Annotated in this window: 13 protein-coding genes and 2 tRNA genes; 9 read left to right on the top strand and 6 right to left on the bottom strand. The window is 45.2% G+C overall.

Annotated elements, in window-relative coordinates:
• Window positions 1-8: 8 nt before the first annotated feature.
• Window positions 9-95 (bottom strand) — tRNA-Leu (locus WJM94_RS10855).
• A 517-nt stretch (window positions 96-612) separates the two neighbouring features.
• Between WJM94_RS10855 and WJM94_RS10850 the strand changes: the two genes are divergently transcribed.
• The 4 genes from WJM94_RS10850 to WJM94_RS10835 all read left to right on the top strand — a co-directional run bounded on the left by WJM94_RS10850 (window position 613) and on the right by WJM94_RS10835 (window position 3,049).
• Window positions 613-936 carry a cupredoxin domain-containing protein gene (locus WJM94_RS10850; RefSeq protein WP_444494242.1) on the top strand — a complete coding sequence of 108 codons (324 nt, stop codon included), beginning with the start codon at window positions 613-615 and terminating at the stop codon, window positions 934-936.
• Between the two features lie 13 nt (window positions 937-949).
• The gene (locus WJM94_RS10845) at window positions 950-1,777 is read left to right on the top strand and encodes an FTR1 family iron permease (RefSeq protein WP_444494241.1); all 828 of its coding nucleotides are present in this window, start codon (window positions 950-952) and stop codon (window positions 1,775-1,777) included.
• Between the two features lie 235 nt (window positions 1,778-2,012).
• Window positions 2,013-2,744: an AzlC family ABC transporter permease gene (locus WJM94_RS10840; RefSeq protein ID WP_444494240.1), complete on the top strand. Its 732-nt coding sequence runs from the start codon at window positions 2,013-2,015 to the stop codon at window positions 2,742-2,744.
• On the top strand, window positions 2,741-3,049 hold the full coding sequence (locus WJM94_RS10835) for an AzlD family protein (RefSeq protein ID WP_444494239.1): 309 nt from the start codon (window positions 2,741-2,743) through the stop codon (window positions 3,047-3,049). The genes WJM94_RS10840 and WJM94_RS10835 overlap by 4 nt, the downstream gene beginning before the upstream one ends.
• Window positions 3,050-3,156: 107 nt before the next feature.
• Here WJM94_RS10835 and dld read toward each other — a convergent pair whose 3' ends face one another.
• The 5 genes from dld to WJM94_RS10810 all read right to left on the bottom strand — a co-directional run bounded on the left by dld (window position 3,157) and on the right by WJM94_RS10810 (window position 9,783).
• Complete coding sequence (gene dld / locus WJM94_RS10830; RefSeq protein ID WP_444494238.1) at window positions 3,157-4,863, bottom strand: D-lactate dehydrogenase; 1,707 nt, start codon at window positions 4,861-4,863, stop codon at window positions 3,157-3,159.
• Between the two features lie 396 nt (window positions 4,864-5,259).
• Window positions 5,260-6,162: a LysR substrate-binding domain-containing protein gene (locus tag WJM94_RS10825; protein WP_444494237.1), complete on the bottom strand. Its 903-nt coding sequence runs from the start codon at window positions 6,160-6,162 to the stop codon at window positions 5,260-5,262.
• A 183-nt stretch (window positions 6,163-6,345) separates the two neighbouring features.
• Window positions 6,346-6,419 (bottom strand) — tRNA-Cys (locus tag WJM94_RS10820).
• 238 nt (window positions 6,420-6,657) lie between these two features.
• A complete protein-coding gene (gene viaA / locus WJM94_RS10815; protein ID WP_444494236.1) occupies window positions 6,658-8,112 on the bottom strand; it encodes an ATPase RavA stimulator ViaA in 1,455 nt (484 codons plus the stop codon).
• A 9-nt stretch (window positions 8,113-8,121) separates the two neighbouring features.
• Window positions 8,122-9,783, bottom strand: coding sequence for an ATPase RavA domain-containing protein (locus WJM94_RS10810; RefSeq protein ID WP_444494235.1), 1,662 nt, complete (start codon window positions 9,781-9,783; stop codon window positions 8,122-8,124).
• Between the two features lie 259 nt (window positions 9,784-10,042).
• Between WJM94_RS10810 and WJM94_RS10805 the strand changes: the two genes are divergently transcribed.
• The 5 genes from WJM94_RS10805 (at window position 10,043) to WJM94_RS10785 (ending at window position 14,688) form a co-directional block, all read left to right on the top strand.
• Window positions 10,043-10,558 carry an NUDIX hydrolase gene (locus tag WJM94_RS10805; RefSeq protein WP_444494234.1) on the top strand — a complete coding sequence of 172 codons (516 nt, stop codon included), beginning with the start codon at window positions 10,043-10,045 and terminating at the stop codon, window positions 10,556-10,558.
• A 15-nt stretch (window positions 10,559-10,573) separates the two neighbouring features.
• The gene (gene ltaE, locus WJM94_RS10800) at window positions 10,574-11,578 is read left to right on the top strand and encodes a low-specificity L-threonine aldolase (protein WP_444494233.1); all 1,005 of its coding nucleotides are present in this window, start codon (window positions 10,574-10,576) and stop codon (window positions 11,576-11,578) included.
• A 77-nt stretch (window positions 11,579-11,655) separates the two neighbouring features.
• Entirely contained in the window at window positions 11,656-11,973 is a 318-nt protein-coding gene (locus tag WJM94_RS10795; protein WP_444494232.1) for a c-type cytochrome, read from the top strand.
• Window positions 11,974-12,145: 172 nt separating this feature from the next.
• Entirely contained in the window at window positions 12,146-13,141 is a 996-nt protein-coding gene (locus WJM94_RS10790; RefSeq protein ID WP_444494231.1) for a succinylglutamate desuccinylase/aspartoacylase family protein, read from the top strand.
• Window positions 13,142-13,251: 110 nt separating this feature from the next.
• The gene (locus tag WJM94_RS10785) at window positions 13,252-14,688 is read left to right on the top strand and encodes an IS1182 family transposase (protein ID WP_444493534.1); all 1,437 of its coding nucleotides are present in this window, start codon (window positions 13,252-13,254) and stop codon (window positions 14,686-14,688) included.
• Window positions 14,689-14,768: the final 80 nt, after the last annotated feature.

The following is a 14,768-nucleotide window of genomic DNA, read 5'->3' as shown; positions in this document are numbered from 1 at the left end:
AACTTTGATGGTGCCCCGGGCCGGACTTGAACCGGCACAGCGCGAACGCCGAGGGATTTTAAATCCCTTGTGTCTACCAATTCCACCACCAGGGCAACGCAATCATGCGATGGTAACACCACCTTTCTCAACGACCTTTGCCGTGAGAACGAGGCGTACTTTAACGGATTGAATTTTCTGGTCAATAAAAAATTTATGCCGGACGGTTCGAATGCTTAAAAAGCGATCGCTGAAGACTATTAAGCATGCAAACCGCACAAAGGTTACACACAAATATCTAACCCTTTGCTATTTGTGTTCAGTCATAGCCACACTCAGCTCAATAGGAGTCGCAAAGTCAAAAGGCATTGCTACTGACTTCATAGGGGCCACAAACTAGACCAAACCCAACATGGCCTCTCCCCAAGCAGAGAATATGACTTCCCTTTCATGCTAGAGACTTATTTAAGCAACAGCCCGCTAATGCGCCAAGATTCAACACAATACCACCGGAAACCAAATTGCCGTGCAGAACTTAGTTGTCGGTTCACTTACCAAACGAAACAACTTGTAACATTTGGTTACAATGAATATAGTAATCATTCTTATTTGAATTAAGTGAGATATTCATAGATGAAAAAATTCCTTTTGCTGCCATTACTGATGACTGTTAGTTTGCCTTCTTTGGCTGAAACACCAACCTTCGAGATTGAAATCAAAGATCATCAGTTTCATCCTGCACAAGTCGAAATCCCGGCCAACCAACAGGTGAAACTAATCGTCAAAAACCTCGATGACACCGCTGAAGAATTTGAAGGCGAAGACTTTCATGCCGAAAAAGTCATTGGTGGTCACAAAGAGGCAACCATTTTAGTGGGCCCTTTTGGCCCGGGTGTATTTGAGTTTGTCGGCGAATTTCATGAAGATACAGCTAAAGGTGCATTGATAGTTAAATAAGCGAGGAAGACTCATGCTGAGTTCCGCAATTATTGTCTTTCGCGAAGTGCTTGAAGCCGCGTTGATTGTCACCATTTTGATGGCGGCAACAAAGGGGGTATCAGGTCGTAGTCGCTGGATATTTGGTGGCGTCACCGCAGGCTTGTTTGGTGCATTGATTGTTGCCTTCTCTGCAAGTGCGATTGCATCGACCTTTGAAGGTATGGGTCAGGAGCTGTTTAATGCTGGCATACTTTTGAGTGCGGTTTTGATGTTGGCATGGCACAACATCTGGATGTCCAAGCACGCTCGTGAGCTGGTGGCTCATCTGAAACAGGTTAGCTCAAAGATCACTGAGGGCTCATTACCGATGTACTTTTTATCGGTTGCGACAGCGCTTGCAGTTTTACGTGAAGGCTCTGAAGTCGTGTTGTTCCTGTATGGCGTTTCTGCAGGTGGCGACTCAGGACTTTCCATGCTGATAGGCGGAGTCTTTGGTGTTGTTTCGGGCATCATTGCAGGTTCCCTGCTCTACTTCGGCTTGCTACGCATTCCGACACATTGGCTGTTCAGGATAACAGGTTGGATGATCCTGTTCCTTGCTGCCGGTCTTGCGGCCTCAGCGGCCGGGTATCTGATGCAAGCTGGTGTATTGACTGCACAAGCACCTTTATGGAACTCCAGTGCAATTCTGTCTGAGCGCTCGATGTTAGGTCAGTTAATGCATATTCTTGTTGGCTATCAGAGCCGTCCGACAGCGACGCAACTGGCATTTTATCTGGTTACAATCGTCGTCATTTCTTCAGGTATGCGCTGGGCTGGTCGCGTTGAGCCGGCCACCGGCAAAGTATCAAAAATCTAAATGATGTTACGGCTCCTTTCTGGGGCCGTTTTTTTTGTCACCGTTTTCCACTTTGCTTGTACTTATCGACAATCACTCATCTCCTATCCTTCCTGCGTTTCAACATTTATCTTTTCTCCATAATCTCTTAGTTGTGTTTGAAAACACCCGTAATTGATGATAGAGATACTGTTCACAAAAATATAACAACAATCTTGTTTGGAATATTCCCTATTCCGGCTGGCTAGGTATCTGTATGACAGAAAATCAACAACAACTCTATCCTTCTTCTAAAGGACTGCACGAGTTTACCCGTTTAGATGTATGGGGCGGGTTTACACAACTATTGCCCCTATCCTTTTTCGTGGTGATATTCGGCCTCGCGTTTGGCGTGGCGGCGGCTCAAACTGGCTTAGACGCTTTTCCAACATTACTGATGAGCACACTCGTGTTCGCGGGTGCTTCTCAATTTGCAACTCTGGAAATGTGGGGAGCTGAAGTCCCGTTGATTCCCGTGCTCATCACCGTGTTTGCCATCAACGCGCGACACCTGCTCATGGGCGCAACACTTTACCCATGGTTACGCCAACTTCCACCAGCCAAGCGTTACGGCGTCATGTTAGTTGCATCCGATGCAAACTGGGCAATGGCTATGAACGCATTCGGAAAAAAAGAGCCCGGATTGGGCTTGTTAGTTGGCGGAGGTCTTGCTCTTTGGGGGTTCTGGATTGTCGGTACTTGGATTGGTATCTACTTCGGTAGTGCGATTAAAGATCCTGTAAGCCTTGGACTGGATATGGTGATGGGCTGTTTCTTACTTTCTATGGTCGTAGTAGGCCCTAAAAACCTGCGAATATTTGCCATCTGGGGAGTTGCGGCATGCTCATCACTACTGGCTTATTCGTATTTACCTGAAAATAGCCACGTAGTTGTTGGCGCAATCGCGGGTGGAGTGCTTGGGGCGTGCTGGAAGGAGAAAAAAGCATGAGTATTGAAACGAGTTTTGGCGGCACGCTCCTTATCATCTTCGCCATGGCAATTGTGACACTAATGACGCGCTGGGGTGGCGTATTTGTCATGTCATTTATTCCTATCAGCGAACGAGTTCAACGTTTTATCACTGCCATGTCAGGCTCCGTATTAGTCGCGCTGTTGGCACCGCTTGCTGTTGAAGGTGACGCCGGAGCAAGAATCTCACTGCTTTCCACTGCCGTAGTGATGTTCATCGTTAAAAAGCCTTTACCAGCTATCGCGGCGGGCATAATCGCTGCCGCTGCAGTACGTGCTATTTAACCCAACCTCCCATAATCGAGCGATAGTCCAAAATAAAAAGCCCTTCCACGACAAACAAGTAGAAGGGCTTAACGTTGTAGATTGGCTCGCTTAAAACGAGTAAAGGATTAAGCGCAGCAGTTACAGTTACGCTTAAATTTGTCCATTTTTCCAATGCCCGGGTTGAAGGTATTGGTTGGGTCTAGCTGATGATAGAACTTCTGCAACGAGTTCTCTGCTTCATACAAGTGCCCCACATTGTGCTCAGCTGGGTATTTCGCACCGCGGCTATTTAAGTGCTCTAGCATTAGCTTCTTCATCAGTTTGGTATCCGTGCCCTTTTTAAACACATAATCCTGATGGAAGACATAACACATGAAATGTCCATAGTAGAGAGACTGAACCAAGTTCTTACTAACTTCTTCTGGCAAGGTTTCAAGCCATTCTTCATCGTTACGACGCAGCGCAATATCTAACGCAACAATATCTTCAACTTCTTTACGATGAATCGTCTCATAACGAATTGCAGCACCAGCCGCAGCAAAGCGATGCAGAAACGCCTTCTTGCCTTCTTCCGGGGTACATTCGAAGAAATCGCAATCACTTTCAACAGCCCATACTTCTTTCAGGTACTTTTGAGCTTCTGCAATGCCGCCATCGCTCATTTTCAGGATTAGGTGATGCTCATACTTATCACGGTAATCCAACATGCGTTCAGGCAAATGTTGTGGGAATAATTTACTGGCGTAGTACAAAATTGAGTCTGGCAGATATTTACTCACAAAAGGCACGCGCTCTAAAAAGTTCTCTACTTTCGCCTTCAGAGCAAACATCTTAGGCAATCTATCCGTCCCCAGTTTATCGATTGACAGGAATACATCCTTGCCGTATTTCTCTGCCATATTGAAGATATCTCTATGCAGATATTCCCCCATTTCAGGCAGATTTTCGAACGTCGATAAAAAGTCTCTTCTTAGCTTGGTTAGCTTGGCTGGATCGTTAGTGCCCAGGTAGAAGACTTGTTCTTTTTCTGGCACTGGATAACTGTCAACACGAACGGCAAACACACCGAGTTTACCTGCACAACCGCTGGCTTCGAACAGTCGACGCTCATCGGCATTAAATCGAGATGGAATATCTGAGGTAACGTCACGAACTCGCTCATCATATTCTTTATCTGAAGCCATACGATCATCATGAATAATCTTGGCAGGATCAAAGTTGCCTTCCTGCAAGTTTGTCAGGATTTCTTCTGGTGTATCACCCAAGCCTTCAATACCGAGGTGGTTAACAAGGTTTAGGTTACCCTTTTTGTCCACCTGAGCATAAATGGCCAATTCAGTATAAGCGGGGCCACGTTTAACCAACGCTCCACCAGAGTTATTAGCGATACCACCCACCACCGTAGCACCCAGTGACGAAGAACCGATGATGGAATGCGGAGCGCGATTTACCGCTTTCAGCGATTTTTCAAGCGAGTGTAAGCTTGCTCCTGGTAAACAAACCGCCTGCTTACCACCGTCGATTAGATGAATCTTCTTAATTTTTGTAATGTTGATTACGACAACATCGCGGTCGTAATCGTTGCCACTAGGGGCGGAACCTTCAGTAAGACCTGTCTTGGCCGCTTGCATAATGATGATGCAGTTTGCCTCGACACACTGTTTAATGATCTTCCACTGTTCTAATAAGGTGTTAGGAAACACAACAGCAAGCGCTGTACCACTACCCGAGCGAAAGCCTGAGCGGTAATACTTAGTCTTAACTTGATCTGTCAGGACGTTTTCTTCACCGACGATCGTTTTAAATTCTTCTATCAGCTGCTTTTGTTTCATATCCATATCTCTAATTATTTTGCTTCACTCGTATACCAGCAAAAGCTGCGGGAGTTTGAGTTTGGCTCACTATAAGCAGTCAGTTTTCCTGCGTCTATCGATGTAATTCCCACACACCGTACCCAGTCATAATTGAATACAATAAATTTATTAAATTTCATAAAGTTAGATAACAAACTCATAAAAATTAACGAAAGAAACAGACCGTTTCCTTAGGGAAACAATATCAAAACCATTCTTTAACATATGTGCGCGATATCGAGTTATTAGACTCGTTGATAATTTGGCTTAGTCACGTAACTTTCTAAATAGGAAGGATATTTGAGGTATGTGCAAAACACATAAACACAACATCATACTCTCCTATGATGTTGCATTTATGTTCAAATAGAGGAATTAAAAACGGTGGCTCTGGCTTTGAAAGCTGGCGTATAAGTGATCGATAAAGATCTTCACCTTCTCTGGCTGCTGCCGTGTATAAGGGTACACCGCATAAATACCAAGACACTTTGCGGCTTCGTCCTTAAACAATTGGATTAACCGACCCTGTTTTAAATCGTCATAAACCAAAACACGTGGAACGTAGATAAACCCCTGACCGAGCAGAGCGACATTTCTAAGCACGGACGAGTTATTGATACAGAGATTTCCATCAACCGTGACTTGATAAACGTTCTCCCCATCTTTGAAAGCCCATTCTCGAGCCCCCGTTTCCTGATAGGCATACACAAGACAGTTATGCTTGTCTAACTCAGTTGGTCGTTTGGGGATACCATTCCTGGCGAGGTACTGTGGCGATGCACACACTATCCAATTCGCATCGACAAGTTTTCTGGCTATCAGACTCGAATCTGGCAACACTCCAGTTCGTATAGCCAAATCAAATCTCTCATTAACAATATCGACGAAACGATTATCGAGTTCCATATCGATCTTGATGTCTGGATATTTGTTATTAAATTCTGCGATAACCCCAGGAAGAATCAATTCACCAGAAATAGTAGGAACGGTTATTTTGATGTTACCGGATAAATTCCGACCCAAACCAACAATTGATTCTTCAGCGGTGGCAACTGCCTGATATACCGCTTTTGCATGCTCGTAAAAATACTGCCCCGCTTCACTCAGCGTTATTGTTCGTGTCGTGCGATACAGCAGTTGAACACCGAGATCTTGCTCCAACTTGGCAATACGTTTACTGACGACGGATTTTGTCAGTTCCATTTGTCTCGCTGCGCCGCTGAACGAGCCTTGTTCGACCAAATGGTAAAATATGATGTAATCGTCGGTATTTCTCATGCTGCTTCATTAAGTCCTATAGAAGAGCGTATTGTAGGGGGATTGAGCTTTAGGTGCTGAAAGTAGAGTCACACTTATCCTATCACCTGAACTGCAAATACAAAAAAACCAGCTTTCGCTGGCCTAGTGTTGATGCTTTGAGCATCGAGATATCGCTGGAAGCAATATCTGAGAAATTTGAGATGGAGGCGCCTCCCGGAGTCGAACCGAGGTCCACGGATTTGCAATCCGCTGCATAGCCACTCTGCCAAGGCGCCGTCACATTAACGCTTTAAGAGGTCTCCCCCGTTGCGTTGGTTGCTACTTTACGGATTCAGAAAAGATAGTCAAACATAAATCCACCATTTCCTGTTTGTTTGCTTCCTTTTACGTCATTTAGATGAAGAGTCGACCGATTTGAGCATTTATTAACGCTTTAATCCAAGTAAATGTCTTACCTATTATGTAAAAAATAAAGCGGCGAAATCGCCGCTTTACAATGTTTAATCGCTATATTTAACCGTTGCTAACGCGTTTAAGTAAACGTCCCACAACGTTAGGATGATATGACCAAACATGATCAAACATCGACATTAACGCCGGATTACCATATTTCGACAAGCTGATCGCATGAAAGCGGTTCTTCTTCGCTTTAAGCGCATCTACTTTAGCAAGCAGTTCATCTTGTTGCTTTGGTGCAATAAAGTCAGAAATTACAACCATATCGGCATTTTTGTATTTTTCGCCGCTCATTAGATCAATCGATTTTATCAGTGTCGGTCCTAGATCTGTGCCGCCATGGAAACTGTACGTTAAGAAGTCTGCGGCTTCACGCAATCCATCCTGCTTAGTCAACTCGTAGGTAATGTGCTCGGTAGAGAAAATGATTACGTAACAATCACGTTGCTCCGCCAGCGCAATCTGCATTAAGGCGTACGCCATCGCCTTCGCACATTGCTCAGGAAAGCCACTCATAGAACCAGAAGCGTCCACACAGACAATGAAAGGGCCTTTTTCGATATCGACCGCTTTATTATCAGGGCGGTGAGCTTTTACTTTACGTAATGTACGGGATTTACCCTGCGTACGATAGTTCATCAGGCGCTTGTCGACCAGATGCTTGTAGAACACGACTTCCAGCTCAGGATACGCCAGAAACATCGTTTCGTTTGGAAGTAACTTATTTAAATCGTCACTTTGGTGGATACCAACAATATCATCAGTCGCTTCGTCACTTTTCTCTTCAACCATTTGCAACTCTTCAGCTGGAGCACGGTTAAGATCGGGATCATTCACCTGCCCAGCCATACGACCAAGTTGCTCAGCTATTTCCTGAAGTCCTTTGTGTTTTTTCAAGAACTCAGCATGGCGCTTCATCACCGTGAGGTCAGTCTTACTCAGCTTGGCAGACGCCATGTCCCATAAACGACCAACACTTTCCTCATCACCAGACTCAGTTACTTTATCCATATTACGCATGGTTTCCATACGCTGATAAAGGTCATTGAGCACTTTCTCTTTGTTTGCTTCCAGTTCGCTCACCTGAGCTTGTTTGATCGCATCAGCTAAGCTTTGATACCACTGGTCGCAAAAGTAGTGTGGGAACATTGGGTTATTGACCCCTTTGTTCTTTTCCATCATGCGACGCGCTTGCATGTAAAACGCAGAGTGCCACTCGAGTTTTTTGATTACCTCTTCAATGCGGTCAAAAAACTCATCTTCGTTCCAGTGGATGACTTCCTGATACAAAGCGAGTTCCTGCTGAAATCGCTCAGTTTCACAAACTTTCGTAATACGCTTCTTAACGTTACCACGCCATTTTAAAAGATGATTTTTAACCGAAGATTTCACGCCTCGGTTTTCCGCCATCATCATAACCTGAGAGCGCGCCAAAAGATCGTTCACCGCACTGTCGATGATTCCAGAGTCTGCAATCATCAATGCCAAGTTGAATCCATCTGCACCTAACATGTTGTCTCCTTAAGAGAAAAACTGTTGTAAGTTCTTAAAGCGCTGAATAATTTTTTCGCTTTCACCTTGGATAGATTCAAGCCTTTGACTCACTTGTTGCAGACTCGACTCCATTAAACGCGGTAACTCTGGATCCACAAAGCTGTGTGGCAGAGCATCATGGAAGTTGGCTTTCACTTTACGCATGTGATGTTCCGCTTCATTTAACTGGCTTACAGCTTTTTCGCTTTGAGTAAGCCAATTTTCGTAGCGTTCCATATCCAAACCTTGCTGCGTTACTAAGCCAACGAGAATACCCCGGTTGGCAATATCACGGATAACCAAGTTATTTTCTGCATCGATATCAAAACGTAAGCGGCACATGTTGGTGTTTTGGTTAACGTACCCGTACACGTCACCGTGCCCATCTTTAATAACGCGATCCAATTCGTCTTTCGGCACATAAACCCAGCGGCTGTCGCCTTTTTCTGACTCAGAAACTGACATGTTGCTTTGTAGAATCACCAGCTTCACTAAGTTAACTGCAGCACCTACTTTGTAGCTTCTGGCCTTTGATGTGTCGAAACGCATGGTTTCTTTTCGTAGTATGCCCGTCGCCGCCTCTGTCGTTAGCGTCATACGGTAGGTATCTTCAAGCTCGTGTTGCACGTCTACAAGAGTCTCTCGGCAGTATTCGATTTCTTGTTCTGCATCTTGCTGATCGAAAGCATGTTTAAGCGCAAACTCTTGGACGACATCGCGAACTACGTCTCGGGACTCAGGGCTATTCCACAGACAGTCTTGTAGAAGCAACAGGTCAAGCGGATTGATCTCATCGCGGCCATTAAAGAACGCACTCGCTTTAAGTAGTTTCACCGCTTTTTTCCAGCGACGGTCAGACACATACATGTCCGTATTGGCGACGTCACCAAATTGTGCCTCAACCTTGCTCTCTAACATGGTTTTGAGTTGGAATAGCTTTTCGAAGGCATTGTCTGTGAGAGTTAGCTTGTCGAACTGCTGCTGCCACTGATGATATTCTTCATCTGTAATCGCCAGTCCTTCTGGAATCTGTGCTTCCTGAGACGTACCTACCGTCAGCATCGATTTAAAATTCTGTTTGTTCTGAATTCGGTTTACAAATATACGCACCAGCATCCGGTCATAGAGTGCATCTAAACCACTGTCTTCATCTGGCAATTCATTCGAAGCTGAAATAAGTAAGCGCATTGGCACGCGTTCAATGTCACTGCCGTTCTTAAATGTTTTTTCGTTTACGACCGTAAGCAACGTGTTCAAAATCGCTGGACCGGCTTTCCAAATCTCATCCAGGAAAACAACTTGAGCGGTAGGCAAGTAACCTTTGGTCAAACGGACATAACGGCCATTATCTTTAAGTTCTTGAATACTAAGTGGGCCGAATACTTCTTCAGGCGTCGAGAACCGGGTCATCAAATATTCAAAATAGCTACTGTTATCAAACGCCTGAATCAAACGCTTCGCAATTAAGCTTTTCGCAATACCTGGAGGGCCCAAAAGGAATACACTTTCACCTGCAAGAGCGGCGAGAAGGCAAAGTTTGATCGTATGTTCACGTTCGTATACGCCATCAGTCAAAGCTTTAGCCAACTTATTGATTCGCTCGGAAAGGAGTGCTTTATCGGCATTTGATGCAAAAGAGGGTTGGATCATGAGGGCTCCGGATGCTGAACTGATGCGGTATGTTTATTTTTATACATTTGTTATCACAATGTTACAAGTGTAATTTATTGTAACTACCCTTATATCAGATGCTTCCCCAGCACATTGCTAAGAAATCAAAGTTTCCATTTATGAGATGCATCTCACTGAAAAAGCAAACGCTTTCGTGCTCGAAATATACTTTTACTTTTGTTTGTCGACGAATGTCGTTAATGTTCAAGCACGCCTTTATCTCTAGGATTCACACTTCATGACGAAAACCATTCATAAATGGAAGCAGATTGCATTGGTAGAAAAAGATGTTGAGCTGCCAACAGGTCAGACAATTACGCATACCACTATCCTTCACCCCGGCGCTGCGGTAATTTTGCCTATCAACGATAACGGTGAAATAGTACTTGTTAATCAATTTCGCCCATCTCTTAACAAATGGCTGCTAGAACTTCCTGCGGGAACCCGTGAAGGTAATGAAGATCCTCTCTCTTGCGCTCAGAGAGAGCTGGAAGAAGAAACGGGATTTAGCGCGCAGACATTTACTTCTCTTGGTCAGGTTACGCCATTAGCAGGCTTCTGTGATGAGATTCAATATCTGTTTGTCGCGAAGCAGTTAACCAAAACCAACCGCTACCAATGTGATGAAGATGAAGTAATCGAAGTGGTGACATTGTCACTTACACAACTAGAAGAAAAGATCATTGATGGCACAATTACCGATGCAAAAACTATTGCTTGCTTAAGCAAAGCACGCCTTTGCGGATATATTTAGAACAAGGAGATATTCATGGATTTTCGATCAGATACTGTTACTCAACCTACTCAGGCCATGCGAGAAGCCATGTTTACTGCGCCTGTCGGCGATGATGTCTACGGTGATGACCCAACGGTTAATGAGCTGGAACAATACGCCGCAGAACTGGCTGGTTTCGAGGCCGCTCTATTTACCACTTCAGGCACACAGGCCAATCTATTAGGTTTGATGGCGCACTGTGAGCGCGGTGATGAATACCTATGTGGTCAACAAGCACATAACTATCGCTTCGAAGCGGGTGGCGCTGCCGTACTCGGCTCGATTCAACCTCAGCCGATCGAGAACAATCCCGATGGTACTCTGCCTTTTGATAAGCTTGCAGCCGCTATTAAGCCTGACGATATGCACTTCGCTCGTACGCGATTGCTCAGTCTGGAAAATACCATTAATGGTAAAGTTCTCCCGCTTTCTTACCTTGCCGAAGCTCGTGAGTTCGTAAATCAGCACGGGCTCAAGTTACACCTTGACGGCGCACGTGTGTTTAACGCGGCAGTGGCATTGGATGTGCCAGTTAAAGAAATCGGTCAGTATTTTGATTCCATGACCATTTGTCTCTCAAAAGGGCTCGCGGCGCCAGTTGGTTCGCTTCTGCTTGGTAGCAAAGAGTACATTGCAAAAGCGCGACGCCTGAGAAAAATGGTCGGTGGCGGTATGCGTCAAGCCGGTATCTTAGCAGCGGCAGGTAAACTTGCGATTACCGAGCAAGTTACGCAGCTAAAACAGGATCATATCAACGCAAAAACGTTAGCAGAGGGATTGGCAGAGCTTCCTGGATTCTCAATAAACCCAGAACTCGTCCAAACCAACATTGTGTTTGCCAAGTTGGACCCTCAAGTTGATATCTATGGCATCGCTGAACAATTGAAGCAACAAGGCATCATTATTTCACCAGGAAACCCTATCCGTTTTGTTACGCACAAAGACATTTCCGATCAAAATGTTGCTACGTTTCTATCTGCCCTGAAATCTCTTCTTTAAGTTGATTTTGATCATTGAGCTTCCCCTTAGGGGAAGCTTTATTGTAGCTCCCATATTTTTAGTTTAGAGCGTGCTCAATGTTCAGATTTCTCCTGATTACCTCGGTTATATTCTCATCATTCGCAATAGCAGAGCCATTTGGTGACGCCGCCAAAGGTAAGATCAAATCACCTAGCTGTGTCTATTGCCACGGCGCAACTGGTATTAGTGTGAATCAAGCATACCCGAGTCTCGCTGGGCAGAACGCTCAATATCTGTATAACGCGATGAAAGCTTACCAAAACAGCGAACGCCAAGGCCCGCTATCTGAGATGATGGGCGCACAACTAAAAATGCTTAATGATGACGATATTCGTGATGTCGCTGCGTATTACTCAGAACAACTAACCCATTGATGTTTATTGACTCATCTCCCCTAAATAATGCATAACAGCGCAAGGCTAGCAGCGCAAAATTCTGCTGGTACTTTACCCTCGTACTCTTTACCCTATCGGTTATCATTTTTGTACTAAAAGCCAAATTAGTGAGTAACCATCAGCACTGATGTTTTTTGGAGCGACAACTTTAATGGCAACACAATTTTCCGGCGACGTTATTCAAGGACATCAGATAATTCAATCTCTTGATGTCACCGACATTCCCCCTGGTGAACATAAATTCTGGTTCCGCATTTCAACCAATGCCCTCTCTCAGTGGCAACACCTGCCTGTGCTAGTTTTTAAAGGAAATAAGCCAGGTAAGAAGATCATGATTACGGCTGGTGTTCATGGTGATGAATACAATGGTGTTTTGGCTGCGCAAAAAACCGCCAGAGAACTTATTGGAGTGGAACTTGCCGGAACAGTAACCATCGTACCTGGAATTAATCTGACAGGTATGTTGAATAAAAGTCGCGATTTTTGTTCTCCTGATCCAGATGCTGCGCGTGCGAACTTAAACAGATTCTTTCCGGGCAACGAGTTCGGAAATGAAGCTAACCGCTACTTACACACGTTGTGGACTAACCTGTTAAAGCCAAATGCAGAGTTAGCGATTGACTTACACACTCAAACCAGCGGTGCAGCCTATCCACTTTATGTATTCGCTGACTTCCGCATTGGAGATTCTCTACAAATGGCACGCCAGATTAATCCTGACGTAATTTTGGATGATCCAGGTGATAGTGGCGTACTAGAAACGGTGTGGAACAACTGTGGCGTTCCCTCCATCACTGTAGAAGTCGGTACGGGTCGTTATACCGATGAAACCCTGATCAATCGTACAGTAAACGGGATTTTCAACATCCTTAAACATTACGAAGTTATATCTGGGCTTCCAGAAACAATTCACCCCTGCGTAGAAGGTCGCGAGATTGTAACCATTAGAGCTGAGCTTGGAGGATTTGTTCTGCCACAAGTCAGTATTTTGGAACCTGTCGTTCAAGGCCAACTGGTTGCTATCCAATATGATGGGTTTGGTGACGAGATACAGCGCTACAATGCTCCAACTTCTGGCACGGTTATCAGCCATAATGTCGAGTCGATACGGGCCGCTGGTTCATTACTGGTACGCCTGATCAAATAGCCTGAGTTAAATATCCCCTTTTTAAAGGGGATATCAGACTGCTGACAAAGGACTAGCCATCAGGCTAGTCCTTTGATCTAATAGGAGTATCGAAATCTGGATACCTCGACATGCTTCAAGAACCTTCTCCACAACAATACGAACTTGAAATGGTGACGATGGAACAACTTGTTCCCAAAGACCACCTTGTGCGTAAAATTGACTCTGCTATCGATTTTGAATTCATTCGTGATGAAGTCGCCCACCTCTATTGCAAAGACAATGGCCGACCACCTGTAGACCCTGTCCGCCTATTCAAAATTATCCTACTGGGGTACATCTTCGGCGTAAAAAGCGAGCGTCAGCTTGTCAAAGAAATCGAAGTGAATGTCGCATATCGTTGGTTCCTCCGCATGTCCCTCACTGAAAAGGTCATCCATGCCTCGACACTCAGTCAAAACCGTATCCGTCGCTTCAATGGTACGGATGTCTTCGAACGTATCTTTATTAACATCGTTCAACAAGCGATGGCTAAAGGCTTAGTCGCTGGACAAGAGCTCTTTACTGACAGCACTCACCTCAAAGCGAACGCGAACAAAAACAAGCACACCAATAAACAAACGGCAGTCCGAGCGAGTGCATATTTAGATATGCTGGATGAAGACGTTGCACTAGACCGAGCAAAAGAGGGAAAGAAGCCACTTAAAGAACGAACTTCTGAGCAGAAAGCTAATAACACGAAGAGCAGTACGACTGACCCAGAAAGTGGCTTCATGACCCGAGACAATAAGCCGCAAGGGTTCTTCTATCTCGACCATCGCACGGTTGATGGTCAGCATGGCATCATCGTTGATACCCATGCGACCGCGGGGAATGTCAATGACTCCCAGCCTTATATCTGCCGTCTCGACCACACGCTTGAACAGTTTAACCTCAATCCTATCGCCGTTGGTCTTGATGCCGGTTACTTCACGGCCCCTGTTGCTGAATCCCTTGAGCGCCGAGGGATACTTGGCGTGTTCGGCTATCGCCGACCATCACGCACAAAGAATGCCTTCAAGAAGAAACACTTTATCTATAACAAAGAAAAAGACAGCTATCGTTGCCCCAACGGACAGGACCTTATCTACAAGACGACGTCACGCGGCGCTTACCGAGAGTATCACTCAGACCCTAAAGAATGTGCGTTCTGCCCAATGCGTGATGACTGTACTCAAAGTAAAAACATGAAGAAGGTCATCACGAGGCATATCTATACGGAGGCCATGGATAGAGCCAACCAGATGCGGCTCTCTGCTTATGGAAAGAAAACCTACAGGCGGAGAAGTGAAACGGTAGAAAGAAGCTTCGCCGATGCAAAACAACATCACGGTCATCGATACGCTCGCTTTCGAGGGTTAGCCAAGGTGCAGATGCAGTGCTGGTTGGCGGCGGCTGCTCAAAACATCAAGAAGATAGCGTTGGTGGTGAGCACTCTGCGTAAACTCGGCCTAAATCGAGGTGAAATAGCGCAAATCCTCACTTATATACGCCAATTTAAGAACACTAACGCTCTAGAGTTTATCTAACAAAAAATATCGCGATCGCGGCCTGCGGCCGCAAAAAAAACAGAACCCCACCTTAAAAGTGGGGTTCGTCATCAATCTGA

The organism is Vibrio sp. YIC-376, assembly GCF_052353105.1.
Classification (GTDB): domain Bacteria; phylum Pseudomonadota; class Gammaproteobacteria; order Enterobacterales; family Vibrionaceae; genus Vibrio.
This window is presented reverse-complemented; position numbering and strand designations above follow the sequence as displayed.